Source organism: Candidatus Methylomirabilota bacterium (genome assembly GCA_036005065.1).
In the GTDB taxonomy this organism is placed as follows: domain Bacteria; phylum Methylomirabilota; class Methylomirabilia; order Rokubacteriales; family DASRDR01; genus DASYQW01.
The window spans coordinates 1-23,586 of record DASYQW010000172.1 but is presented as its reverse complement, the minus strand read 5'-3'; the positions used below and the strand labels follow the sequence as shown (position 1 = coordinate 23,586).

The following is a 23,586-nucleotide window of genomic DNA, read 5'->3' as shown; positions in this document are numbered from 1 at the left end:
CGCGCCACGCTTCGCCCAGCCGCCGCGGGTCGGTGTTCCACTCCGAGCGCGGGCTTGCCCGCGCAACCCTCCCGGGGGAGGTTGGGAGGGGGCCGTCGAGGCCCCCTCCCATTCCCTAGCGCCGTGAGCGGCAGAAGAGCGAGTAGTCCAGGTCGCCCGGCGAGTGGCCGGCTTCGGTGAGCATCGCGGCGATCTCGCTGCGGTGCTGGGTGCCGTGGTTCGCGCACTGGAGGATCCCCTGCCAGCGCGCGAGCTCCAGCACCTGGCCGTCGACCGTCCTCCCTCGGATGACGTGCCGGAGGTCGTCCTCCCCCAGCCCGGCGAGGTAATCCCGGCGCTCGGCGATCAGGGGCGCCCACCTCGCCCGGAGCGCCTCGATGGACGGGACGTCGGCTGGCGCCAGCGGGGCCGGCGGTGTTTCCTCCTTCCAGCGGGCGAACCAGCGCAGGTCGGCGCTCAGGAGATGCACGAATGTCTCGTGAATCGACTGGTATCCCTGCGACCAGCGCCGCCGGAACTGCTCGTCGGCGAGCTGCGTCGCCATCGTCAACAGCCGCTCGTTGGCCCACCCGCCGTACTCGTACAGCGATCCGAGGATCTCGCCGGTCATGCGGCCTCCTTCGCGCGCGCGGCTGCCATGCCTCATCGAGGATTATAGCCGGTCCCGCACTCGCGGACGCGGGACAACCGCCGTGATACGCTGCGGCCGGAGTGGATGTCCATGAGGCTCCGGGAGCGGCTGCGCGTCCTCTACCCGGAGGTCTCCGGTCGAGGCCTCAAGCAGTGGATCGAGCGCGGGCGCGTCCGCGTCGCCGGGGTCGTGCTCCGCCGCGGGGATGCACCGGTGGATCCGGACGCCCGCGTCGAGCTCGGACCGCCGGACATCCCCTGCCCGGCGCCGCTCCGGCTCGTCCACGAGGACGAGCACTTGCTCGTCGTCGACAAGCCGGCCGGCCTCCTCACCATCGCGACCGAGACCGAGCGCAGCCGGACCGTGTACCGCCTGCTCCGGGACTGGCTGGCCACGCGCGGAGACCGGCGGATCTTCGTCGTCCATCGGCTCGACCGCGAGACCTCGGGACTGCTGGTCTTTGCCAAGTCGTTGCCCGTGAAGCGGGCGTTGCAAGCGCAGTTCCGGCGGCGGACGCCGGAGCGGATTTACCTCGCCCGCGTGGAGGGCGTCGTCCGAGAGTCGGCGGGAGAGCTGACGTCGCACCTGGTCGAGGACCGGGCCTTGCGCGTCCGCTCCCGGCGCGACGCCGGCCGCGGAAAGGAAGCGGTCACCCGCTATCGTGTGCTGGAGCGCTATCGAGACGCGACACTGCTCGAGCTCGCGCTCCTCACCGGACGCCGGGGTCAGCTCCGAGCCCAGCTCGCCGCGCTCGGGCACCCGATCGTCGGCGACCGGGCCTACGGGAGCCGGCGCGATCCTCTTCGGCGCGTCTGCTTGCACGCCATCCGGCTCGGCTTCGTCCACCCGAGCGGCCGGCGGATCGTCTTCGAGAGCCCGCCGCCCCCCGCCTTCCGGCGCCCGTAACCCCGCCGCCTGCCCCTGGCCCCCGGGACCGAGTATGCCCTTTTACCCCGAGCAGCCGTCCGAGCGGCGGCTTCGCCGCCGCAACCCTTGCTGGGGGAGGTTTGGGAGGGGGCCGCCGAGGCCCCCTCCCATGATCTAGAATGAGGACGCGATGCGCGAGCCTGGCACGATCCTGCTGATCGCCTGCTACGAGCTGGGGCACCAGCCCCTGGCGGTGGCGTGGCCGGCCGCATTCCTGGAGGCCGCGGGCTACAAGCCGGCCAGCCTCGACGTGGCGGTGGAGCCGTTCGACGAGGACAAGGCCGCCCGCGCCCGCCTGGTGGCGATCTCGGTCCCGATGCACACGGCTCTCCGCCTCGGCATCACGGTCGCCCGGCGGGTCCGAGCCGTGAACCCGGATGGCCACATCGTCTTCTACGGCCTCTACGCCGCGCTCAACGCGGATTACCTCCTCGGCCACGGCGCCGACGCGGTCATCGGCGGCGAGGTCGAGCCGGCGCTCGTGGAGCTCTGTGACGCCCTGGCGGCCGGCGACGCGCGGCCGATTCCGGGAGTGAGCCGGCCAGGGGCGCCGGCCCGACCGACCCTGGCGCGCCTCGCCTTCCCGGTGCCGAGCCGGGCCGGCCTCCCGTCGCTCAAGCAGTACGCGCGCCTCGAGCGGGACGGGCGGCTCGAGATCAGCGGGTACGTCGAGGCGACCCGCGGCTGCCTCCATCGCTGCCGCCACTGCCCGATCCCGCCCGTCTACGGCGGCCGCTTCTTCGCGGTCCCGCGGGAGACGGTTCTCGCCGACATCCGCCAGCTCGTCGAGGCGGGGGCGACCCACATCACCTTCGGCGACCCGGATTTCTTGAACGGGCCCGGCCATGCCCTGGCCGTCACGGACGCCATGCATGCCGAGTTCCCGCAGCTGACCTTCGACTTCACCGCGAAGATCGAGCATCTCCTCCGGCGCCGGCAGCATCTTCCCGAGCTGGCCGCCCGCGGCTGCCTCTTCATCGTCTCGGCCGTCGAGTCGCTCAGCAATGCCGTGCTGGGTCACCTCGACAAGGGGCACACGCGCGCTGACGTGATCGAGGCCCTTCGCGCCGTGCGGGCGGCCGGTATCGCGCTCCGCCCCACCTGGGTCGCCTTCACTCCCTGGACCACGCTCGACGACTATCGGGAGATGCTCGACTTCGTCGAGCGCGAGAGGCTCATCGACCACGTGGATCCGGTCCAGTACTCCATCCGCCTGCTCGTCCCGCCCGGCTCGCTCCTGCTCGAGAGCCCGGCCATGCGTCCGTACCTCGGCGAGCTGGTCGAGCGCGACTTCTTCTACCGCTGGACGCACCCGGACGCCCGGATGGAGGCGCTCCACGACACCGTGGCGGCCCGGGTCGCCGAGGCCGCCGAGCGGGGGGAAGATCCGGCGGTGACCTTCGACCGGATCCGCCGCTTGGCCGACGAGGCGGCCGGGCTCCCCGCGCGCCCGGCGACAGCCCCGCCCGATTCCGGCCGGCGGCGGCCGCCCCGCCTCACCGAGCCGTGGTTCTGCTGAGCAGAGCCCACCCAGGGCCAGTTGGCCCTGACCTCGCCGAGCGGGCTCTGATCGCACCCGGACCGCGTCGCGAGGTGCCCCGAGGAGGACCGCGATCCGCTTCGGTCAGTCAAACCAGAGCCGCTTGGCCGTGCCGCCCATCACCGCTTCCATCCCGGCCTTCGACAGGAAGCTCGCTTCGCGCGGCAGGAGGTGGCGGTTCCTGACGTACCCGCACCCGGCCAGCACGTGGGGAAAGTCGGACCCCCACATGCACCGGTCGGCGCCGAACGCCCGGAGGGCGGCTTCGACGAACGGCATCCCCTCCCGGTAGGGATAGCGCTCGCGGCACCAGTGGTGGAAGCCCGACAGCTTGACGTAGACGTGCGGGAGGCCGGCCAGGGCGAGCAGGGCCTGGAAGGCCGGCTGCCCGAGGCCCTCGGCCGGCGCCGGGTTGTTGAGGTGATCGACCACGACCCGCACCGGAGGGAACCGCGCCAGGAGAGGGGCCAGCCTGGCGAGATCGGGCCCGGCCCCCAGCACGCAGGCGATCGTGCCGGTCTCGGCGATCGCCTCCCACAGCGGTAACGTCTCTTCGGTCCCGAGCCAGGGGCCCGGGGTCGGGCCCTCTCCCTGGCGGAGTGCGCGCAACCGGATCCCGGTCGCCCCGCGGTCTCGCCAGGCTCGCAGCGCCGCCGGCGCCTCGGGCCCGCGCGGGTCGATCACGCACACCCCCCGGAAGCGATCCGGATAGCGCCGAAGGCTGTCGACCATGTAGGAGTTGTCCCAGTGATAGAACCAGGGCTGGACGAACACGGCCTTCTCGACGCCCGCCTCGTCCATGTAGTCCAGAAACAGCTCGACCGAGGCGGTCGCCTGCGCGCTGTACCCGACGCGCATCGGCCCCGGATCCTTTCCGGCGGCGGTCGCGTCCCAGACGTGAAGGTGGGCGTCGACGACCGGGCTCACAGGGACACCCTCACCCCACGACCCCGGCGATCAGCCCCCACCCCAGCGCCGTCAGCGTGAGGCCATCGGGGATCTCGTTGTCCACGATCATCCGGCGCACCTCGGCCGGGGTGAACCACCGGAGCCCGAGTGTCTCGTTGACGTCGAGGGGGTCGGAGCAGTGGGCCAAGCGGCGCGCGACGGTGACGTGGAAGACCTGGTTGCTCGAGCCGTTCGACGGATGATACCGGCCGAGGACCTCCCAGGCCCCCGCCGCATACCCCGTCTCCTCCAGGAGCTCGCGGACGGCCGCCCCGGTGACCGACTCGCCGGCGTCGATCCCCCCGCTCGGCACCTCCCACCCGCGCGTGCCGGTGATGAACCGGTAGTGATCGATCAGCAGGACGCGCCCGTCGTCACCGAGCGGAATGATCGCCACGGCCTCGTTGGGATAGTCGAGGACGTGGTGATCGTGGATCACCCGTCCGTCGGGCAGGCGCACCGACCACTGGGCCAGGTTGATCCAGGCGCTCGCGTAGATCGTGCGCTTGTCCAGGACCTCCCAGGGCGCGGGCTCCTTCGGCGGCTCGGGCACGAGGCCTACCTTAGCTCAGCCCCCAGCCGAACGCAAAGCTCCGAGCCCCTTCAGCGAGCGACGGCGGGCTCCCAGTTCTCGACCAGGACACGCTGGATCTCAGTCGGGCCCCCGAAGTCGCCGCGATTATCCGCGCGCCGTCGCCGGTGTCACGGGTCGCAATTCTCTTGACAGGGCGCGGGACTTGCCGGATTCTTCCCGAGCCGAGCAGCGCACCGCGCGACCATGACCTTCGATACCGGTCTGATCCTCGTCTCCATCGCGACGCTGGGCCTCTACAACGTCCTGGTCAAGGAGTTCCCCCACAAGCTGGTCCTGCTCTTTCTCCTGAACGTCACGGCCTACCTGGGATTCCTCGTCGTGTATTTCGTGCACACCCGCCTCTTGGGCCACGACGCCCGGGCGCTCCGCGAGCTGGTGGACGTCTACATCTACCAGGACACGCCCCTCTACGCGGTGATCGCGCTCTGCTTTCTCGGCTCCATGATCGTGTCCGAGAAGCTCCTGGACGGCTACGATCTGTCGCTGGTGGTGCCGATCTCCCAGTTCGGGGTCCTCCTGTCGAGCGCCGCCTACCTGGTCCTGGGAGATCCCTTCAAGTGGACTCTGGCCGTGGGCATGCTCATCCTGTGCCTCGGCACGGTCTGCGTCTCGCTTTCCGCCGCCGAGGGAGCGCCCTCCGACACCCTGCTGGCCCGACTCCAGCGGGTGCCGCATCGGCTCTGGCTCCTGGTCCTGATTCAGGCGGTCTTCTTCACGGTCGTCTCGGTGCTCGGTTACCTCGGCACCAAGCGGACCGCCGAGACGCAGGCGGCCCTCCGCTGGCTGCGGCGGCTCCACATCGGCCCGCTCGCCTTCCACCAGGCCTTCTACTTCAACCTGGGCCAGCAGTGCTTCAGCGTCGTCCTCTTCCTCGTCTATCTCCTGTGCCGACGCCGCTACCGGACCGAGCTGGTGCCGTCGCTGACCGCCCGGACCGGCTACCTGACCCTGGTGGTGCTGGTGTACTTCGTCGCGCAGTACACCTACCTGATCGCGTTCTCGATGACGACCGACACCACCATTCTCCTGGCCCTCGACAATTTTTCCACGCCGGTCGTCCTGGCGCTCTCTTACCTGCTCTTGCACGAGCCCCTGACGCCGAGCAAGACCATCGGCTCGTCGCTCATCGTCTTCGGCGGGGTCATCGCCGCGCTGTAGGCCGTGTCCTTCCGCCGCCCGCCGCGTCGTGCTACGTTGACAGCCGCACCAACCGCGCCACCCGGCGCAGACCCGGAGGGAGCCACTCGATGACCACGGGCGAGCGAGTCACCATCGTCGTGCCGGGAGACGACCCGCCGCAGATCCAGGGCTCGGCCGAGCTCACGCGGCTCGAGCGCTACGGAGACGTCGCCCTCTACACCGACCGGCCCCGCACGCTCGAGGAGCAGATCGCGCGCGCCAAGGACGCCGTCTGTCTCGTGAACACCCGGGGCGCCGTGAAGTGGCCGGCCGAGGCCTTGCGGGCCCTGCCCCGGCTCCGCATGGCCACGGTGTGCGGCATCGGGACCGACGCCTTCGACCTCCGGGCCGCCCGCGAGCTCGGGATCGTGGTGTGCAACATTCCGGGCCGGACGGCCCCCATCGTGGCCGAGCACGCCTTCGGCCTGATGCTGGCGGCAGCCAAGCGCGCCTACTTCCAGACGGCCCAGCTCAAGGCGGGCCGCTGGAAGACGCAGATCGACAACGTCTATCTGCGCGGGAAGACCCTCGGGATCGTCGGCGCCGGGAGCATCGGCGCGGCCATGGCGCGGCTCGGCCAGGCCCTCGGCATGGACATCGTGGCCTGGACGTTCACGCCCACGCCCGAGCGGGCGGCGGCGCTCGGTGTCCGCTTCCTGGCCCTCGACGAGCTGCTCCGAGCGGCCGACGTCGTGAGCCTCCACGTGCGGCTGACGCCCGAGAGCCGCGGGCTCATCGGGGCTCGCGAGCTCGGCCTCATGAAGCGGGGCGCCATCCTGGTGAACACCGCGCGGGGGGCGGTCGTCGACGAGGCGGCGCTGGTGGCGGCGCTCCGGTCGGGGCACCTCGGCGCCGCCGCCCTGGACGTGTTCGACCAGGAGCCGCTGCCGGCCGACCATCCGATCCTCGGCTGCGAGCAGGTCGTGCTGACGCCCCACAACGCCGATCAGACGCCCGAGGGGCTGGAGCTCCTCAACGCGGGCGTCGTCGACAACGTCATCGCCTTCCTGGAGGGCCGACCCCAGAACGTCGTGACCTGACGAGCCGCCGCCCCTCGCCCGGCCGCCCGCGCCCCGGCCGATCGGGCCATTGACAGGGGGCTCCCGCTCTCGCAATACTCGGCTCGCTGGCCGAACACGCCGCCCCCCGGGACCTTCAGGGAAGGAGATCCGACGATGGCATCGAGTGAACCGGATCTGAGCCCCCGAGCCCTCTCCCGCCGCGGCTTCCTGCAGTGGTGCGCGGTCGCCTCCGGCGGGCTGGCCCCGCTGGTGGGCGGGCCCCGGTGGGTGCCGGCCGCCTCGGCCCAGCCGGGGTCGGCCCCCAAGAAGGGCGGCACCCTGCGGGTCGGCTTCTACATCGAGGCGGCCACCATGGATCCCCACCTGTCGGGCAGCAAGATCGATCGCCAGGTTTACCACAATCTCTACGAGCCGCTGGTGGTCCTGGACGTCAAGCTCGGCGTCAAGCCCGGCCTGGCCGAGTCCTGGCAGCAGCCGGATCCGAAGACGCTGGTCTTCAAGTTGCGCCGGGGGGTGAAGTTCCACGACGGCACCGACTTCAACGCCGAAGTCGCCAAGTTCAATTTCACCCGCATGAAGACGGAGCCGAAGTCGGTCCGCAAGGGGGAGGTCGCCAACATCGAGTCGGTCGACGTGGTCGACGCCTACACCGTCAAGCTCAACCTGCGGCGACCGGACGCCGCCTTGCTGGCCACGCTGACCGATCGGGCCGGCATGATGGTGTCGCCCAAGGTCGTCCAGGAGCGTGGCCCGGACTTCGAGCGCAACGCCAAGGGCGCCGGCACCGGGCCGTTCCAGTTCATCGAGTGGGTGAAGGACGACCACATCCTGCTCAAGCGCAACGATGCCTACTGGAACAAGGACGGCGGGCCCTACCTCGACCAGATCCGCTACCGCCCGATCCCGGACGACACGGTCAAGCTGCAGAGCCTGCAGACCGGCGAGATCGACGTGATCGATTACATCCAGCCGCGCGACGTGGCGGCGGCCAAGGCGGACCGGAGCATGGTCGTGGTGGACGTGCCGTCGCTGGCCTCCTTCGGCTACATGCTCAACCACACCAGGCCACCGTTCAACAACAAGGCGCTGCGCCAGGCGGTCGCCTACGCGCTGGACATCGAGCAGATCGTGAAGGGCGTCTGGCTGAACGTCGGGGTCCCGTCCAACGGCCCGATCCCGCCGACCAGCTGGGCCTACGACAGCACGATCCCGCCGGTCAAGCGGGACCTGGCCAGGGCCAGGGCCAAGCTGGCCGAGGGCGGCCAGCCGAGCGGCTTCACCTTCAGCATCACGACCAACAACATTCCCATCAACGTCCAGGAGGCCGAGGTGATGCAGGCCCAGCTGGCCGAGGCCGGCATCACCATGAAGATCAAGCTGGTGGACTCGGCCGCCCTGCTCACGGACGGCAACAACAAGAACTTCGACCTGATCAACTACCAGTGGAGCGGCCGGCCGGATCCCGACGGCAACACCTTCCAGTTCTTCAAGACCGCCCAGGGCATTTCGCTCAACTGGTCCGGCATCTCCAACCCGCGGATCGATGCGATCCTGGACAAGACCCGCGAGGTCTCCGACCGCGCCGAGCGGAAGAAGCTCTACAGCGAGCTCACGCGGATCCTCCACGAGGAGCTGCCGGAGGTGTTCATCGTCCACCCCATCGAGCCCAAGGCCTTCAGCCCGAAGGTCCAGGGCTACGAGCCGATCCCGGACGGGATGATGCGGTTCAAGGACGTGTGGCTGAAGTAGGGCGGGCGCGGGATCGCATTCCTTCGCCCTGAGGCCGGCCCGGACGGCCGACCGCTGACCGACGATCCCTCATCGTGGGCCGCTTCGTCCTCCGCCGCCTGATCGCGACCATCCCGGTCCTGCTGCTCGTCACCGCCGGCGTGTTCGCGCTGATTCACCTGACGCCGGGGGATCCGATCGACGCCATGATGGCGGAGTCGGTGGACGCCACGGTGAAGGCGACCCTCCGGCGGGAGCTCGGGCTGGATCAGCCGATCCCCGTCCAGTACGTGGCCTGGATGGGACGGCTCCTGCAGGGCGACCTCGGGCGCTCCATCCGCAATCGCGAGCCGGTCATCGAGAACGTCGGCCGCCGCATCCGGCCCAGCCTGCAGCTCGCGGTGTTCGCGATGACCATCGCGCTGCTGGTGGCGTTCCCCGTCGGGATCGTCTCGGCCGCTCGCCGCAACACGCCGGTCGATGGCGTCGGCACCACGTTCGCGCTGTTCGGGATCTGCATGCCGAATTTCCTCGTTGCCCTCCTGCTGATCTTCTTCTTCGGCGTGACGCTCCGCTGGCTGCCGGTCTCCGGCTACACCGATCCCTTCGAGGAGCCGCTGAACGGACTGCGTTCGCTCACGCTGCCGGCCATCACCCTGGGCCTGGCGCTGGCCGCCGTGATCACGCGGACCTTGCGCTCCAGCTTGCTCGAGGCGCTGGCCGAAGACTACGTCCGCACCGCCCGGGCCAAGGGGCTGTCCGAGCGGATGGTCCTCCGTCGCCACGCGCTCAAGAACAGCTTGATCCCGGTCGTCACCTTGCTCGGGCTCCAGCTCGGGACGCTGATCGGCGGCGCCGTGATCACCGAGTACGTGTTCGCCCTGCCGGGGGTCGGCCGTCTGGTCGTGGATGCCGTCTTCGCGCGGGACTACCCGCTGGTCCAGGGCGTGGTCCTGCTGATCGCCATCGGCTTCATCCTGTCGAACCTGGTGGTCGACCTGGTCTACGGCTGGCTCGACCCGAGGATCAGATATCGCTGAGCAAGCGTCGGCCGTTCCGCGTCCGGCGATGGCGGCCGCCCGGCCGGTCCGGGTGCGGCGCTGGATGCTGCTGCGCCGCGCGGCCAGTGCCCGGCTGGCGCCGTTCGGGGCGGTGGTGATGCTGGTGACGCTGGGGGTGGCGGTGCTGGCGCCGCTGCTGGCGCCCTACGACCCGCTCAAGCAGGAGCTCGGCAACAGCCTGGCCCGGCCGGGTCGGGCTCACCTCCTGGGGACCGACAACATCGGGCGCGACGTGCTCTCGCGCGTGATCTGGGGCACGCGGATCTCGCTGGTCGCCGGCTTCGTCTCGGTGGCCATGGCGACGGTGGCCGGCAGCCTGCTGGGCCTGGTGGCCGGCTACTGGGGCGGGCGGACCGACGGGCTGGTGATGCGGCTGATGGACGCCGTCCTCTCCTTCCCGCCGCTGGTGCTGGCGCTGGCTCTCGGCGCCGTGCTCGGGGCGGACCTGACCGGCGTCCTGATCGCCCTGGGCGTGGTCTACACTCCCACCTTCGCGCGACTGATGCGGGGCCAGGTGCTGACCATCAAGGCCCGCGAATACGTCGACGCCGCGCGTGGACTGGGGGCGCCCGGCTGGCGGATCGCCTGGCGCCACGTGCTGCCGAACGCGGCCACGCCGATCGTGGTCCAGGCGTCGCTGAGCGTGGCGTTCGCCATCCTCGCCGAGGCCTCGCTCTCGTTCCTGGGGCTTGGCATCCAGCCACCGGAGGCCTCCTGGGGCAGCATGATCAACGCCGGCCGCGGCTACCTCCAGCAGGCCCCCTGGATCGTCTTCGGGCCGGGCGCCGCGCTGTTCGTGACCGTGCTGGGGCTGAACTTCCTGGGCGACGCCGTCCGTGACGCGCTCGACCCCCGCTCCGCGAGCTGACCCGCGGGCGGTCCCGTCGCCCTCAGGCCGGCCAGGTCTGCTCGCCGCCGTCGACCCGGAGGACCTGGCCCGAGACGTGACGGCCGGCCGCAGTCACGAAGAACTCGACGGCTCGGGCGATGTCCTCGGCTCGCCCGTACCCTTCCAGCACGTCGCCCTTCTCCAGGACCCCGGGATCCGCCTGGCCGGTGGCCAGGAAGCGCGGCGAGAGCGTCCCGCCCGGGGCGACGCAGTTGACGGGGATATCGAAGACGCGGAGCTGCGCGGCCAGACACCGCGTGTACTCGTGCACCGCGGCCTTGGCGGTGGCGTACATCGCGCCCTGGGCCCGGCCGGAGAGCCCGGCCACACTGCCGATGTTCACGATGCGGCCCGCGCGCCGTTCCATCATCTCGGGCACCACCTCGCGACAGACCAGGATGCACGACAAGAGATTGCGATCCAGAACGGCCCGGAGGTCCTCGACGGAGATGAACACGCAGTCGTTCTGCTCGGGCTTGCCGCCTCGCGGGCCCATGGCGCCGGCCGGCCCGATGTCGCCTCCGGCATTGTTCACCAGGATGTCGATCGGCCCGAGCGCCGCCCGGATCTGGGCGGCCGCCGCCTTCACCGCCGTCGGATCGGTGAGGTCCGCCCAGACCGCGACGACCCGGCTCCCCGTCTCGGCCGCCACGTCACGGGCCACTTGCTCGAGAGACTCCGCCTCGCCGAAGGCACGCGCCGAGGTCAGGGTCGTGCCGTGCACCGCCACCGCGGCGCCGAGCCGGCCGAGATGGGTGGCCATCGCCCGGCCCAGCCCGCGCGAGGATCCCGTGACCCAGGCGACCTGCCCCTCCAGCGGTCGGCTGCCGGCCATCGGCGCGGATCATACCACGGCCCGTGACGTCTCCGCTTCGTCCCGACCGAGCCGCGCGGCGATCCGCTCCCAGCACTTCCGGATCATCGACCTCTTCGGGGAGGGTTGAGCGGCGCGACGCCTCGCGGCCGGCCGGGAGTGCCCGGCCGCTTCAGCGGGGGCTGATCCGGAGTAGCTCCACCTCGAAGACCAGGGTCGCCCCGGGCGGGATCGCGCGGCCGGCGCCGCGGTCGCCGTAGCCCAGGTGGGCGGGGATGATCAGCCGGCGGCGGCCGCCGGTCCGCATGGTCGCGACCCCCTCGTCCCAGCCCTTGATGACGCGGCCGAGACCCAGGGGGAACACGAAGGGCTGGCGGCGATCGACCGAGCTGTCGAACTTGGTGCCGTCCTCGAGCCAGCCCGTGTAGTGGACCTCCACCTGATCCCCGGCCGCCGGACTGGCCCCCGTGCCCTCCACGAGGTCGACGTAGCGCAGGCCCGAGGCCGTGCTGGTTACGCGCTCATCCATGCCGGGGCTCCTTTTCGGCGTCGGCCACTGGCCGATCAGAACGCGGCGTCGATGGCCCGGAGGTCCGCCTCCGTCAGCGCGAAGTCGAGCGCCGCCGCGTTCTCCCGGACGTGGTCCGGGCGGCTCGCCTTCGGGATCGTGAAGAGGGCCGGGCGCCGGGTCAGGAAGTTGAGGGCGACCTGACGCGGCGTCCGGCCGTGGCGCCTGGCGACCTCGGCGGCCGCCCCGCTCATGTAGCCGCCCCGGGCCAGCGGCGTGTACCCCACCACCGCGATCTCCTGCGCCTCGCAGTACGGTAGGACGGCCTTCTCGATCTCGCGGTCGCGAAGGTGATAGAGGACCTGATTGCAAGCCAGCCGCTCGCGCCGGAGCGCGGCCTGGGCGGCCTTGATCTGCCCGACGTCGAAGTTGCTCACCCCGATGAAGCGCACGAGACCCCGGGCGACCAGCTCCTCCATCGCGCGCATCGTCTCGGCGACCGGGTGCTCGCCGCTCCACCAGTGGAGGAGGTAGAGGTCGACGTAGTCGATGCGGAGACGTTTGAGGGAGTGCTCGCAGGCCCGCAGCGTGCCGGCGTGGGAGGCATTGGACGGAAGCACCTTGGTCGCGATGAAGACGTCGCCCCGCCGGCCCGCGACGGCCTCGGCGACGACCCGCTCGGCGCCGCCGTCGCCGTACATCTCGGCGGTGTCGATGTGGGTGAGGCCGAGCTCGATTCCGAGCCGCAGGGCCGCGACCTCGTCCTTCCGCGAGCCGCGGGCCTCACCCATGTGCCAGGTTCCCTGACCGATGACGGCCACTGGCTTCCCGGTGGGGCCGAAGGGCCGGCTGATCAACCTCCCCTCGTGTGCATCTCCAGCCGGGGATCCTGCCGGAGCCCCTCGATCTGGATCAGCACGCCCCGCACACCCCCCGCCTCGAGGGCCTTGCGCTCCTCCGCCCCGCGGTCCCGCCGGTCGATCCACGTCGAGGCGATGAGGGCCTTGATGTCGGCGCGCGGGGCGCCGGCCCGGAGCGGCGTCCGGAGGTCGACGCCCTTCTGGGCGTAGAGGCAGAGGTACCAGGTGCCGTCCGCCGTGAGCCGGCTCCGGTCGCAGCTTCGACAGAACGGGGTCGTGGTGGAGGCGATGATCCCGAAGATCGTCCCGTCGGGCAGACGGAAGCGGTCCGCCGGTGCCGAGCTCGCTTCGATGACCGGCTCGATGGGGCCGTAATGGCGGGTCAGGGTCTCGAGCATGGTCGCCCGGGAGACGACGCGGTCCATCGACCAGTCAGTCGCGCCCCCCACGTCCATGTACTCGATGAAGCGGACTTCGGCGCCCACCCGCTTGGCGTACTCGACCAGGTCGACCAGCTCGTCCTCGTTGACCCCTCGGATGATCACGCTGTCGAGCTTGGTGCCCCGGAAGCCGACTCTCCGGACAGCCTCGATGCCCCCGAGCACCCGGTCGTGCGTGTCCCGCCGCGTCAGCGCCTTGAAGCGCTCCGGCCGGAGCGAGTCGAGGCTGACGGTCACGCGGTGCAGGCCCGCGTCGCAGAGCGCTCCGGCCTGATCGGCCAGCAGGACGCCGTTGGTGGTGATCGCCAGGTCGCGGATTCGGGGCGTGTCGGCGAGCATCCGCACCAGGGTCGGCAGGTCCCGGCGCAGCAGCGGCTCTCCTCCCGTGAGACGCACCTTGTCGACCCCGAGCTCGGTGAAGATGCCGACCAGCTCCCGGATCTCCTCGAAGGTGAGGAGGTCCTTGCGGGGCAGCCAGGCGTACTCCTCCTCGGGCATGCAGTACTGGCAGCGCAAGTTGCAGCGGTCCGTCACCGACACGCGCAGGTTGCGCAGCGGCCGGCCCAGGGTATCCATGGTGGGCCGCGGGGCGTCGAGGTATGGCATGATCGGGTCTCCCGGCACCCCCTCATTATGCCTCAGCCGGCGGCCGTTTGACGGGAGATCAGACCCCTCTTGCAAGCGCGCACGATCTCGGCTATCCAGGGCATGATGAGAGTCGGAATCCGGCTGCTCCTGCTCGCCCTGCTGCCGCTGGCGGGGAGCACCCCGGCGATGGCCCAGCCTCCCCTCAAGTACGTGAGCTACAACATCCTCCACGGCGGCGCCCTCTCCGGACTTTCCGGCGACGCGCAGGACCTGGACCGCCGCCTGGAGCTGGCCGTCCAGGAGCTGCGCCTGCTGGACCCCGACATCATCGGGCTGCAGGAAGCCTCGGTGAACCGGTGGCGGGGCAACGTGGCCGCCCGTCTGGCCGACGCTCTCGGGTTTCACTACGTGCGCGGAACCGCTCTCTTCCGCCTCTTTCCCTTCGAGTGGTTCAACGGCTTCGTGGCCTGGCTCATGAACCTCAGCGAGGGCCCGGCCATCGTCAGCCGGTTTCCCATCATCGACTGGGAACAATATGACCTGCCCCGCTGCAACGGCTGGTACGACCCCCGGGTGCTGCTCTACGCCACCCTCGAGACGCCGTGGGGGCGGGTGACGGTCGCCTCCACCCACACCACCCGCGGCTTCTGCGAGGCGCCGCGCGTCATCGACATCCTGCAGGCCCGGCGGGGGCTTCTGCCCACTGTCCTCATGGGCGACTTCAATGCCACGGAGGGCTCGACGGCCATCAGCGCCCTCATCGAGCGCGCCGGGTTCGTGGACACCTTCCGCGCCGCGAACCCCGGAGACCCCGGACCCACCGTGTGGCAGCGCGTCTATGCCTCGACCCCGACGGTGTCGCGCCGGGTGGATTTCGTGTTCATGATGCCGGGGTCGGAGGTCCCGGGCCGGGTCCTCGCCAGCCGCGTGGTGCTGAACTCTCCCGGCCGACTCGACGACGGTCGGGTGCTGTGGCCGTCGGACCACTACGGGGTGTTCACGGAGCTGGAGGTGTTCCCGGGATCAGCCGGCCGGGACGGCTCCTACTCCCGCCCCGGTTGAGCGTCGCGCACCGCGCCGGAAGGGAAAACCCGGGATGTCATCGCATCCGTGACGGGCGACGCCGAGACCGACCCGCTGTACCTCTACCTCACGACGACCGGACGCCGCACCGGCCAGCCGCGCGAGATCGAGATCTGGTTCACCGAGCACGACGGGCACCACTACGTCATCGCCGAGCACCGCGAGCGCGCGCAGTGGGTCCGCAACGCCAGGGCCGACCCGCGGGTCCGCTGGCGGGTCGGGGACGCCACGTTCACAGGCCGCGCCCGAATCATCGAGGCCAGGCCGGAGCCCGAGCTGAGCGCGGCGGTTCAGGCCCGGTCGGTGGCGAAATACGGCTGGGGGAACGGTCTCGTCGTCGAGCTGACGCCCGATCCACCGGCGGCGTAGCTCCCGCGCGACCGTCGCTTGCACGCCGGAACGGCCTTCAGGTAGGGTGGGAGCGGTCACGCGGCGCGGTGCCGGCCGCTGTCGATAACCCTCGCGATCGCGAAAGGAATGGCCTGTGACGGACACGCGCGCGATGGCGGTGAGAGTCCCCGTGGAGGCGCTCCGAGAGTTTTCCGTCCGGGCCTTCGAGGCCGTGGGCGTGCCGCGTCCCGATGCTGAAGTGACCGCGGACTCGATGATTCAGGCGAGCCTTCGCGGCGAAGGCGACCACGGCATGCGGCTCTGCGCCATCTGGGTGCACAAGATCCGCGACGGGGGAACCAATCCCCTCACGCCGCTCGAGGTCGTCCGCGAGGCGCCGGCGACCGCGCTGCTGGACGCCCACGACGGCATCGGCGCCGTGGCGGCCACCCGCGCGATGGACATGGCCATCGGCAAGGCGCGCGAGATCGGCATCGGCTGGGTCGGGGTTCGCAACTCGAACAGCTGCGGCAGCGCGAAGTTCTACGCGATGAAGGCCCTGCCCCACCGGATGATCGGCATCGCCCTGACCAACGGCGTGCCGCTCGTGGTGCCGCCGGGCGGCCTGGACGCCAGGACCGGCACCAATCCGATCGCCATCGCGGCGCCGGCCAAGAGCGAGCACCCGGTGGTGCTGGACATGGCCACCGCCGCCATCGCCTTCGAGCGGCTTCGCGTCTACGCCAGCCGTGGCGAGAAGATCCCGGTCGGCTGGGCCATCGACCGGGAAGGGAATCCCGTCGAGGATCCTAGCCGGGTGAACGAGGGGGGCTTTCTCAAGGGAGGCGCGCTCCTGCCCCTGGGCGGCTACAAGGGGTTCGGGTTGTCGGTCATGGTGAACGTCCTCACCGGGGTCCTGATGGGCGGCGCCTACATGGCAGGGCTCAGCGAGTTCGCTCCCCACGACACGCCGGAACGGGACAGCTTCGCGCTCGGCGCCATCAACATCGACCACTTCATCCCCTACGAGGAGTTCGTCGAGCGGATGGACGATCTCATCCGGGCGACCAAGGATTGCACTCTCGCCCCCGGCGTCCAGCAGATCTACCTGCCGGGCGAGCGGGGCTTCCAGCGAGAACGCGCGCGGCGTCAGGCCGGGATGCCGCTGGACGGGCCCACGGCGGACGCGCTGCGGGCGATCGCGCGAGAGCTGGACCTCCCGCCGGTCCCCGGCCTGTAGCCGCCGCCTGGCGGGCGGAAGGCGCGATTCCCGCCGCCGGGCCCCTTGACTTGCGCGCCCTCTGCGCATAGATTTTCGGCACCCCGGGACGGTCCGACACGCGACATCGCTCCTCCAACGCAACCCGAGCCGGAGGGAGGGTACCCATGAGCCTTCGCCAGGGACGAGTCATCCTCGTGCTCGCTCTCACCACCCTGCTGGTGGCCACCGCCCCGTGGCCAGCCGCCGCCCAGACGATCGCCCTCAAGGGGGCGGTGCAGTTCAACGACGACCACGCCTTCAACCGGGCCCTTCTCAAGTTCGAGGAGCTGGTCAAGAAGTACTACGGCCGGCCGGTCAACTTCGTGCTGCACCGGAACGGCGAGCTGGGACTCGAGAAGGACTACTTCGCCTACATGAGCCAGGGCATCTCGGTCGATTACGCGATCGTGGCGCCGTCGCACATGTCGACCTTCTCCAAGGGCGCGCCGCTCATGGACATGCCGTTCCTCTTCCGCGACCTCGCCCACTGGAACAAGGTGCTGGACAGCGATGCCCTTCAGCCCATCGCCGACGAGGTGGCCAAGAAAGCCGACGTCATGCTGATCGGGTACGCCGGCGGCGGCGTGCGTAACATCATCGCCAAGAAGCCGGTCCGCAACATGGAGGAGCTCCGCGGGTTGAGCATCCGGGTGATGGGGGCGCCGATCCAGACCCGCATGTTCCAGGCGATCACCGCGGCGCCCACCGTCATCGCCTACAACGAGGTCTACAACGCCATCCAGACCGGCGTGATCCAGGGCGCCGAGAACGAGAGCGCCGGGATGGAGCAGATGAAGTTCTACGAGGTGGGTCCCGAGATCTCGCTGACCCAGCACGCCATCACGATCCGGCCCATCTGCATCAGCGGCAAGACGTTCCGCAAGCTGCCGACCGAGCTCCAGGCCGCCGTCCTGAAGGCCGGGAAGGAGGCGGGAGCCTACGGCCGCCAGGTCGAGTCGACCGAGGACCAGCAGCGCCTGGACCGGCTCCAGAAGGAAGGCAAGCTGCGCACCCACCCGTTCACGGAACGGGCCAAGCTCCTGGAGCTGGCCGAGCCGGTGAAGCAGGCTTACGCCAAGGAGATCGGGGCCGAGGCCGTCCTGGCCCGCATCAACGCCGTCAAGTAGCGGACCCCGCCTCTTCATGCCAGATCCCGGGGTCGCCGGGCTCACCCCCGGCGACCCCTTGCCGCCGCCCGGCCAGGCCGGTGCCGTGCACCGCCTGCTCGCCGCCTACTACCGCGTCCTCCAGACCCTCCTCACGGTCCTCATGGGCCTCCTGATCGTTCCGGTGACCCTGCAGATCGTCTCCCGCTACACCGGGCTGATCCCGCGGTACATCTGGACCGAGGAGGTGGCGCGCTTCTGCTTCATGTGGGTCATCATGATCGGCGCCATGGTCGCCGTGCGCGACGGCACCCACTTCGACGTCGACGTGCTGCCGCATCCCAAGACCGCCCGCGGCGAAGCCCTGGCCAGGCTGACGGTCTACGCCTTCATGCTCGTGATGGCCCTGATCTTCGTCCGCTACGGCTACGACTGGGCCGCCTTCGGCTGGCAGCAGGAGTCGGAGCTGACGGGCCTCAACATGCTCGCGATCCACGTCGCCTACCCGCTGGCCGGCGTGACCTGGATCGCCTTTCTGGGCGAGAAGGTCGCCGCCGCCCTCGGGCAGCTGCGGACGGGCCGCCGTGACCCCCGGTGAGGTCTTCGCCCTCATGTTCGGGACGTTCGCGGCGCTGATCGTGCTGCGGATCCCGGTCGCCTTCGCGCTGGGCCTGGCCTGCATCCCGATCTTCATCCTCGACGACCGGCTGACGCCGGTCCTCCTCATCAGCGAGATGGCCAAGTCCTACAACGCCTTCATCCTGCTGGCCGTCCCGTTCTTCCTGCTGGCCGCGAATATCATGAACTCGGCCGGCATCACCGAGCGCCTGATGGCCTTCACCCGGACCCTGGTGGGCCACTTCCGCGGCGGGCTCGCCCAGGTCAACGTCGTGGTCAGCATGCTGTTCGCCGGCATCTCCGGCTCCTCCACCGCCGACGCCGCCGGCGAGGGATCGATCATCATCCCGGCCATGCGGCGCCAGGGCTACGACGCGAGCTTCACCGTCGCCATCACCGCCTGCTCGTCGGTCATGGGCGTCATCATCCCCCCGAGCATCCTGATGGTGGTGTGGGGCGGGGTCATGTCGGTCTCGATCGGTGGGCTCTTCCTGGCCGGGTTCGTCCCGGGGATCCTGGTCGGGCTGTCCCAGATGGTCGCCGTGTACGTCTACGCCCGGGTGCGCGGTTATCCCGTGTACACGCGCGCCACGATCGGGGAGTTCTTCTCATCCCTGGGCCAGGCCAGCCTGGCCTTGATGTCGCCGATCATCGTGGTGGGCGGTGTGGTGGGCGGCTTCGTCACCCCGACCGAGGCGTCGGTCCTGGCCGTCCTCTACTCCCTCTTCGTGGGCCTGTTCCTGTACCGGTCGCTGAGCTTCCGCCAGGTGCCGGCGGTGCTCTACGAGACGGCCCGCCTGGCCTCGACCTCGCTCTTCTGCATCGGCACCGCCTCGGCCTTCGCGTGGCTGCTGGCCTACTACCAGATCCCGAAGGCGGTGGTGCAGGCGCTCGCCCCCTGGGCGGTCGGCGTGGCCAGCACCGGCTTCATCATGGCCGGGATCTTTCTGATCATCGGCTGCTTCATCGACGCCGTGCCGGCCATCATCATCCTGGGTCCCTTGCTCCAGCCGCTGGCCCAGTCGGCCAGCATGCACCCCATCCATTTCGCGATCATCGGGGTCGTCTCGATGGCGTTCGGGCTCGTGACCCCGCCCTACGGCCTCTGCCTCCTCATCGACTGCGCGATCGCCCGCATCCGGGTGCGCGACGCCATCAGGGACGTCCTGATCATCCTGCTGCCGATGCTGGTCGTGCTGGTGCTCATCATCATGTTCCCGGGCATGATCCTGGCCCTGCCCCGGTGGCTCATGCCCAAGTTCGTCTAGGGAGTCGGAGGGGGCCTCCACGGCCCCCTCCGAGACCTCCCCCAGGAGGGTTTGCGGCGGCACAGCCGCCGCTCGGAGGGCTGATCGACGCATTCCGTGATTGGGGTCAGCAGCGGCCGATTACTCCGACACGCTCTGAGCTCCGCTCACCGCGAGAGGACCGCATGCCGGAGAAGGCCGATCGGCGGCAGTTCCTGTCCGCCGGACCTTGGTCAGAGCTTCAGCAGAGCGAAGGCGACCGCGTACCGCGGGTCGTCGCGGCGGAAGCGGTCCGGGTCGATCCGCTTGAGCACCGCCATGTGGTAGGCGAGGATCTGCACCGGGACGACCGCCAGGAGGGGTGAGAGCAGCTCCGGCACCTCCGGAAGTGAAAAGACCATCGCATCCGGCACCTGCTCGAAGCCCTGCCCCACCAGCCACAGCCGGGCGCCGATGGCGTCGAGCGTGGCGGCGATCTGGGCCACTCGCTCCGCGGCCCGCCCCGGCACGCTGACGAGGATCGCGAGGTCCCCCGCGTTGACCGACACGATCGGCCCGTGGAGGAACTGCTCGAGGGCGAGCGCGTCGATCTGACCCTGGGCCGCCTCGCGCACCTTGATGACGGCCTCGGTCGCGGTCGCCTCGTTGGGACCGCCCCCGGCCGCGTAGACCCGCCGGTGGACCGCCTCGCGGGCCACGGGCAGCACCTCGGCCTCCCGGGCCAACACCTCGGCGACCTGGTCCGGCAGCCGGCCGAGGGCGTCCCGGAAGCCGGCCACTCCGGGTACCCCACGGCGCTCGCCGAGCGTGGTCGCCACCTGCGCCAGCACCGTCATCGCCGCCAGGTGCGAGGCGGTGAAGGCTGCCGACTTCTCTCGCTCGACGGTCCGCAGGACGAGCTGCGAGCCCGGGTGCTCGGCGGTGAGGCTGCCGATCGAGAGCACGGTCGCGCCGGCGGCGCTGGCCTTCTGCATGGCCTCGGCCGAGAAGCGCTTCACCCCGGTGTGGGCCATGACCACGACGGCATCGGTCCGGCGCAGCGGGACGGCCTCGGGGTAGAGGGCGAAGTCGAACGACAGGACGGCCCGCGCGTCGCAGCCGGCGGCCCGGAAGAGCCAGGCGCCGACCAGGGCCGCGTGGTAGCTGGTGCCGATGCCGACGACGAAGACGCGCTCGGCGCCGGCCAGCCGTGCGGCCGCGTCCTCGGCGGGCGCCCATCCCGTCGCGAGCAGGCGGCGCAGGTCGTCGGACTGGCGGTGCATCGTCTGGTACATCGCGGACTCGGTCGTCGGGACGGTCACGGGGGTGGCTCCTTTTGTGTCGGGGAGATGGTGAGAGCCCTCGGGGATCCCGGCGGCAAGACCGGGCCCGTCCTCGGGTATCATAGCTCACGCGATGCGAGTGGCGACCTGGCGGGGTGAGACGCGCTTCACGCTCGACGAGGTGCCCGAGCCGGTGCCGGGCCCGGGCGAGGTCCTGGTCGAGGTCCACACCGCCGGCATCTGCGGCTCCGACCTGCACGCGACCCAGGGGCTGTTCCCGGCGACGCCGCCCAAGGTCCTCGGGCACGAGTACAGCGGCGTCGTGGTGGGGCTCGGCCCGGACGTCGGAGAGTCCCTCTTCGCGCGTGCCGTGGCGTGCGAGCCCAACTACGGCTGCGGGACCTGCGCCGAATGCCAGGCGGGTCGGGACAGCCAGTGCACCCGCTGCGTCCGGGTGGGAGGCTTCGCCGAGCGGGTCGTGCTTCCGGCCCGGAACGTCCACCTCCTGCCCGACGGCCTCGATCCCGCCACGGCGTCCCTGACGGAGCCGGCGGCCTGCGCGCTGGCCGGGCTCGAGATGTTCCTCATGCCGCCGGGCGCGACCGTCCTCGTGATCGGGGGCGGCGTCATGGGACTCTTCACCCTCGCCTTCGCGCGGGTGCGGGGCGCCGGCCGGACGATCCTGTCGGACCCCGTGGCGCGCCGCCGGGACGCGGCGCGACGGCTCGGCGCCGACGTCGTGGTCGACCCCGTGCAGGAGAGCCTCGCGGACGTGGTGGCGCGGTTGACCGGCGAGCGTGGCGTGGACGTGGCCTGCGAGGCCGTCGGCAAGCCGGAGCTAGTCGCCCAGGCCATCGCGACGACTCGCCCACGCGGTATCGTCCAGCTGGTCGGCGTGAGCCCCGCCGGCAGCCGGATTCCGGCGGACCTCTACGACCTCCACTTCCGCGAGCTCCGGCTCCAGGGCGCCTACGGCCGCGGCACCGCCTTCCCGCGCGCGCTGGCCCTGCTCCCGAAGCTCGCGGTCACCGAGCTGGTCACGGCCCGCTTTCCCCTGGCGCGGATCGCTGACGGCTTCGCCCACGCCGCGGCCGGCCATGGGATCAAGACCGTGATCACGCCGGGCGCGGCATGAAGACGAACCGACATTCTGAGCGCTCGCCGGCCGGCGGCGTGTAGTAGGATCGGACGCATGAAGGCAATGGTCGCGACCGAATGGTGTGAGCCCTCCGACATGAAGTATCTGGAGGTCCCCGACCCGCAGCCGGGGCCGGGCGAAGTCCTGGTCGAGACGCGCGCGATCGGGTGCAACTTCCCGGACATTCTCATCGTCCAGGGGAAGTACCAGGTCAAGCCTCCGCTCCCCTTCAGCCCCGGCCACGAGGTGGGGGGCGTCGTCCGGCAGGTGGGACCCGGCGTCACCCGGGCCCGGCCCGGCCAGCGCGTGATCGCGATGCTCGGCTGGGGCGGGTTCGCCGAGCTGGCGCTGGCGCCGGCGGCCGGCGTGTTCCCGATCCCCGACGCGATGAGCTTCGAGGAGGCGGCGGCCTTCGGTCTCGTCTACCAGACCTCCTACTGTGCGCTCGAGCACCGGGCGGCCCTCCGTCCCGACGAGTGGCTCCTGGTCCACGGGGCGGCCGGGGGGGTCGGGCTCGCGGCCGTCCAGCTCGGCAAGGCCATGGGGGCCCGCGTCATCGCCACCGCCGGCACCGAGGCCAAGCTCGAGATCGCCCGACAGTCCGGCGCCGACGTGCTGATCAACTATCGGAGCGAGGATTGGGTCGAGCGCGTCAAGGTCACCACGGACGGCGAGGGCGCCGACGTGATCTACGACCCGGTGGGCGGCGATGTCTTCGACGGCTCGACCCGGTGCCTCGCCCTCGAAGGCCGGCTGCTGGTGATCGGGTTCGCCGGAGGCCGCATCCCCTCGATCGCCGCCAACCGCATCCTGCTCAAGAACATCAGCGTGGTCGGCGTCCACTGGGGGCTCTACCAGCGCCGCGGCTCCCCGCTCGTGGACCGCTGGATGGACGCCCTGTTCGCCCTGTACGCCAAGGGGGCCATCCGCCCCGTGATCTACCGGACCTATCGCCTCCCCGAGGCCGCCAAGGCGCTCGCGGCGCTGGCCGCCCGCGAGAGCTACGGCAAGGTCGTGCTGATCCCGTAGCCCCGGGTCCGAAGGAGCATCGATCCGATGCCGACGCCCTTCTCTCCGCCCGAGCTGGCCGCCTACGCGGGCGACGGCTTCCTGGTCGCCCGCGGTTTGTTCGACCCGGCCGAGGTGGCCGCGATCCGGACGTGGACCGACGAGGTCCACGCCTACCCCGAGGTCCCCGGCACCTACATGGTCTACGGCGAGCCGAGCCTCATCGAGCCGGGGCGGCGGCTCATCAACCGGATCGAGAACTTCTACCCCTATCACGCCGGCTTCCGCGCGCTCTTCGACGGCCCGAAGCTCCGGGGAGGCGTGAGCGAGCTGCTCGGCGAGGCGGCCGTCCTGTTCAAGGACAAGATCAACTTCAAGCTCCCGGGCGGGGACGGCTTCAAGCCGCACCAGGACCAGCAGGCCGGCTGGGGCACGTACGCCCGCCTGTTCGTCACGGCGCTGGTCGCCATCGACGCCGCCACGGCCGAGAACGGCTGCCTGGAGCTGGCTGCCGGCCACCACCGCCGCGGCCTCATCGGTCGCGAGTGGGCCCCGCTCACCGAGGACGACCTGCCGGACGTGTCCTTCGTCCCCTGTCCGACCGCGCCCGGCGACGTCGTCTTCTTCGACTCCTTCGTGCCGCACCGCTCCGGGCCCAACCCGACCCCCGAGCCGCGGCGGGTCCTCTACGTCACGTACAACCGCCGGTCGGAAGGCGACCACCGGGTGCGGTACTACGCCGACAAGCGGAAGAGCTTCCCCCCCGACTGCGAGCGGGAGCCCGGCAAGGAGTACGTCTACCG

Annotated in this window: 23 protein-coding genes and 1 pseudogene; 16 read left to right on the top strand and 8 right to left on the bottom strand. The window is 70.7% G+C overall.

What is annotated here, in order from left to right; genetic code table 11:
- Nucleotides 1–115 precede the first annotated feature (115 nt).
- Nucleotides 116–610, bottom strand: coding sequence for a DinB family protein (locus VGW35_12590; protein ID HEV8308492.1), 495 nt, complete (start codon nucleotides 608–610; stop codon nucleotides 116–118).
- Nucleotides 611–721: 111 nt separating this feature from the next.
- On the opposite strand from VGW35_12590, the gene VGW35_12585 reads away from it, so the two are divergent.
- Both VGW35_12585 and VGW35_12580 read left to right on the top strand, forming a co-directional pair.
- Nucleotides 722–1,537, top strand: a complete 816-nt coding sequence (locus VGW35_12585) for an RluA family pseudouridine synthase (GenBank protein ID HEV8308491.1) — start codon at nucleotides 722–724, stop codon at nucleotides 1,535–1,537.
- Between the two features lie 151 nt (nucleotides 1,538–1,688).
- On the top strand, nucleotides 1,689–3,077 hold the full coding sequence (locus VGW35_12580) for a CUAEP/CCAEP-tail radical SAM protein (GenBank protein ID HEV8308490.1): 1,389 nt from the start codon (nucleotides 1,689–1,691) through the stop codon (nucleotides 3,075–3,077).
- Between the two features lie 105 nt (nucleotides 3,078–3,182).
- Here the strand turns inward: VGW35_12580 and VGW35_12575 are convergent, their stop codons facing one another.
- Both VGW35_12575 and VGW35_12570 read right to left on the bottom strand, forming a co-directional pair.
- A complete protein-coding gene (locus VGW35_12575) occupies nucleotides 3,183–4,025 on the bottom strand; it encodes an amidohydrolase family protein (GenBank protein ID HEV8308489.1) in 843 nt (280 codons plus the stop codon).
- A 10-nt stretch (nucleotides 4,026–4,035) separates the two neighbouring features.
- Nucleotides 4,036–4,599 (bottom strand): NUDIX hydrolase, encoded by a 564-nt coding sequence (locus tag VGW35_12570; protein ID HEV8308488.1) that lies wholly within the window; start codon nucleotides 4,597–4,599, stop codon nucleotides 4,036–4,038.
- A gap of 225 nt (nucleotides 4,600–4,824) precedes the next feature.
- On the opposite strand from VGW35_12570, the gene VGW35_12565 reads away from it, so the two are divergent.
- From VGW35_12565 to VGW35_12545, 5 genes are all read left to right on the top strand, one after another.
- Nucleotides 4,825–5,799, top strand: a complete 975-nt coding sequence (locus VGW35_12565) for a hypothetical protein (protein ID HEV8308487.1) — start codon at nucleotides 4,825–4,827, stop codon at nucleotides 5,797–5,799.
- An 89-nt stretch (nucleotides 5,800–5,888) separates the two neighbouring features.
- Nucleotides 5,889–6,860 carry an NAD(P)-dependent oxidoreductase gene (locus VGW35_12560; GenBank protein HEV8308486.1) on the top strand — a complete coding sequence of 324 codons (972 nt, stop codon included), beginning with the start codon at nucleotides 5,889–5,891 and terminating at the stop codon, nucleotides 6,858–6,860.
- Between the two features lie 135 nt (nucleotides 6,861–6,995).
- Nucleotides 6,996–8,591, top strand: coding sequence for an ABC transporter substrate-binding protein (locus tag VGW35_12555; protein ID HEV8308485.1), 1,596 nt, complete (start codon nucleotides 6,996–6,998; stop codon nucleotides 8,589–8,591).
- A gap of 74 nt (nucleotides 8,592–8,665) precedes the next feature.
- On the top strand, nucleotides 8,666–9,610 hold the full coding sequence (locus VGW35_12550) for an ABC transporter permease (GenBank protein ID HEV8308484.1): 945 nt from the start codon (nucleotides 8,666–8,668) through the stop codon (nucleotides 9,608–9,610).
- 28 nt (nucleotides 9,611–9,638) lie between these two features.
- Nucleotides 9,639–10,499 (top strand): ABC transporter permease, encoded by an 861-nt coding sequence (locus VGW35_12545; protein ID HEV8308483.1) that lies wholly within the window; start codon nucleotides 9,639–9,641, stop codon nucleotides 10,497–10,499.
- Nucleotides 10,500–10,521: 22 nt separating this feature from the next.
- Here VGW35_12545 and VGW35_12540 read toward each other — a convergent pair whose 3' ends face one another.
- From VGW35_12540 to moaA, 4 genes and pseudogenes are all read right to left on the bottom strand, one after another.
- Nucleotides 10,522–11,355, bottom strand: coding sequence for an SDR family NAD(P)-dependent oxidoreductase (locus tag VGW35_12540; GenBank protein HEV8308482.1), 834 nt, complete (start codon nucleotides 11,353–11,355; stop codon nucleotides 10,522–10,524).
- Nucleotides 11,356–11,506: 151 nt separating this feature from the next.
- A pseudogene (locus VGW35_12535) lies at nucleotides 11,507–11,860 on the bottom strand (FKBP-type peptidyl-prolyl cis-trans isomerase).
- A gap of 38 nt (nucleotides 11,861–11,898) precedes the next feature.
- Nucleotides 11,899–12,699: an aldo/keto reductase gene (locus tag VGW35_12530; GenBank protein ID HEV8308481.1), complete on the bottom strand. Its 801-nt coding sequence runs from the start codon at nucleotides 12,697–12,699 to the stop codon at nucleotides 11,899–11,901.
- Nucleotides 12,696–13,748: a GTP 3',8-cyclase MoaA gene (gene moaA / locus VGW35_12525; protein HEV8308480.1), complete on the bottom strand. Its 1,053-nt coding sequence runs from the start codon at nucleotides 13,746–13,748 to the stop codon at nucleotides 12,696–12,698. The genes VGW35_12530 and moaA overlap by 4 nt, the downstream gene beginning before the upstream one ends.
- A gap of 102 nt (nucleotides 13,749–13,850) precedes the next feature.
- Between moaA and VGW35_12520 the strand changes: the two genes are divergently transcribed.
- The 6 genes from VGW35_12520 (at nucleotide 13,851) to VGW35_12495 (ending at nucleotide 19,396) form a co-directional block, all read left to right on the top strand.
- A complete protein-coding gene (locus VGW35_12520) occupies nucleotides 13,851–14,792 on the top strand; it encodes an endonuclease/exonuclease/phosphatase family protein (protein ID HEV8308479.1) in 942 nt (313 codons plus the stop codon).
- 48 nt (nucleotides 14,793–14,840) lie between these two features.
- A complete protein-coding gene (locus tag VGW35_12515) occupies nucleotides 14,841–15,182 on the top strand; it encodes a nitroreductase/quinone reductase family protein (protein HEV8308478.1) in 342 nt (113 codons plus the stop codon).
- A 133-nt stretch (nucleotides 15,183–15,315) separates the two neighbouring features.
- Nucleotides 15,316–16,383 carry an Ldh family oxidoreductase gene (locus VGW35_12510; GenBank protein HEV8308477.1) on the top strand — a complete coding sequence of 356 codons (1,068 nt, stop codon included), beginning with the start codon at nucleotides 15,316–15,318 and terminating at the stop codon, nucleotides 16,381–16,383.
- A 146-nt stretch (nucleotides 16,384–16,529) separates the two neighbouring features.
- Nucleotides 16,530–17,531, top strand: a complete 1,002-nt coding sequence (locus VGW35_12505; protein ID HEV8308476.1) for a TRAP transporter substrate-binding protein — start codon at nucleotides 16,530–16,532, stop codon at nucleotides 17,529–17,531.
- 16 nt (nucleotides 17,532–17,547) lie between these two features.
- Nucleotides 17,548–18,108, top strand: coding sequence for a TRAP transporter small permease (locus VGW35_12500; GenBank protein HEV8308475.1), 561 nt, complete (start codon nucleotides 17,548–17,550; stop codon nucleotides 18,106–18,108).
- Nucleotides 18,095–19,396 (top strand): TRAP transporter large permease, encoded by a 1,302-nt coding sequence (locus tag VGW35_12495; GenBank protein HEV8308474.1) that lies wholly within the window; start codon nucleotides 18,095–18,097, stop codon nucleotides 19,394–19,396. Before VGW35_12500 ends, VGW35_12495 begins: the two co-directional genes overlap by 14 nt.
- Nucleotides 19,397–19,608: 212 nt before the next feature.
- Here the strand turns inward: VGW35_12495 and VGW35_12490 are convergent, their stop codons facing one another.
- On the bottom strand, nucleotides 19,609–20,676 hold the full coding sequence (locus tag VGW35_12490) for an SIS domain-containing protein (protein ID HEV8308473.1): 1,068 nt from the start codon (nucleotides 20,674–20,676) through the stop codon (nucleotides 19,609–19,611).
- 100 nt (nucleotides 20,677–20,776) lie between these two features.
- Here VGW35_12490 and VGW35_12485 point away from each other — a divergent pair, with 100 nt between their 5' ends.
- The 3 genes from VGW35_12485 to VGW35_12475 all read left to right on the top strand — a co-directional run.
- Nucleotides 20,777–21,772, top strand: a complete 996-nt coding sequence (locus VGW35_12485) for a zinc-binding dehydrogenase (protein HEV8308472.1) — start codon at nucleotides 20,777–20,779, stop codon at nucleotides 21,770–21,772.
- A 57-nt stretch (nucleotides 21,773–21,829) separates the two neighbouring features.
- Nucleotides 21,830–22,804, top strand: a complete 975-nt coding sequence (locus VGW35_12480) for an NADPH:quinone oxidoreductase family protein (protein HEV8308471.1) — start codon at nucleotides 21,830–21,832, stop codon at nucleotides 22,802–22,804.
- 27 nt (nucleotides 22,805–22,831) lie between these two features.
- The coding region (locus VGW35_12475; protein ID HEV8308470.1) for a phytanoyl-CoA dioxygenase family protein at nucleotides 22,832–23,586 on the top strand (755 nt) is incomplete at its 3' end.

Coding starts and splice junctions, on each gene's coding strand:
- VGW35_12590 (HEV8308492.1), bottom strand. CDS start 610: ATGACCGGCGAGATCCTCGGATCGCTGTACGAGTACGGCGGGTGGGCC.
- VGW35_12585 (HEV8308491.1), top strand. CDS start 722: ATGAGGCTCCGGGAGCGGCTGCGCGTCCTCTACCCGGAGGTCTCCGGT.
- VGW35_12580 (HEV8308490.1), top strand. CDS start 1,689: ATGCGCGAGCCTGGCACGATCCTGCTGATCGCCTGCTACGAGCTGGGG.
- VGW35_12565 (HEV8308487.1), top strand. CDS start 4,825: ATGACCTTCGATACCGGTCTGATCCTCGTCTCCATCGCGACGCTGGGC.
- VGW35_12560 (HEV8308486.1), top strand. CDS start 5,889: ATGACCACGGGCGAGCGAGTCACCATCGTCGTGCCGGGAGACGACCCG.
- VGW35_12555 (HEV8308485.1), top strand. CDS start 6,996: ATGGCATCGAGTGAACCGGATCTGAGCCCCCGAGCCCTCTCCCGCCGC.
- VGW35_12545 (HEV8308483.1), top strand. CDS start 9,639: ATGGCGGCCGCCCGGCCGGTCCGGGTGCGGCGCTGGATGCTGCTGCGC.
- VGW35_12540 (HEV8308482.1), bottom strand. CDS start 11,355: ATGGCCGGCAGCCGACCGCTGGAGGGGCAGGTCGCCTGGGTCACGGGA.
- moaA (HEV8308480.1), bottom strand. CDS start 13,748: ATGCCATACCTCGACGCCCCGCGGCCCACCATGGATACCCTGGGCCGG.
- VGW35_12520 (HEV8308479.1), top strand. CDS start 13,851: ATGATGAGAGTCGGAATCCGGCTGCTCCTGCTCGCCCTGCTGCCGCTG.
- VGW35_12510 (HEV8308477.1), top strand. CDS start 15,316: ATGGCGGTGAGAGTCCCCGTGGAGGCGCTCCGAGAGTTTTCCGTCCGG.
- VGW35_12505 (HEV8308476.1), top strand. CDS start 16,530: ATGAGCCTTCGCCAGGGACGAGTCATCCTCGTGCTCGCTCTCACCACC.
- VGW35_12500 (HEV8308475.1), top strand. CDS start 17,548: ATGCCAGATCCCGGGGTCGCCGGGCTCACCCCCGGCGACCCCTTGCCG.
- VGW35_12480 (HEV8308471.1), top strand. CDS start 21,830: ATGAAGGCAATGGTCGCGACCGAATGGTGTGAGCCCTCCGACATGAAG.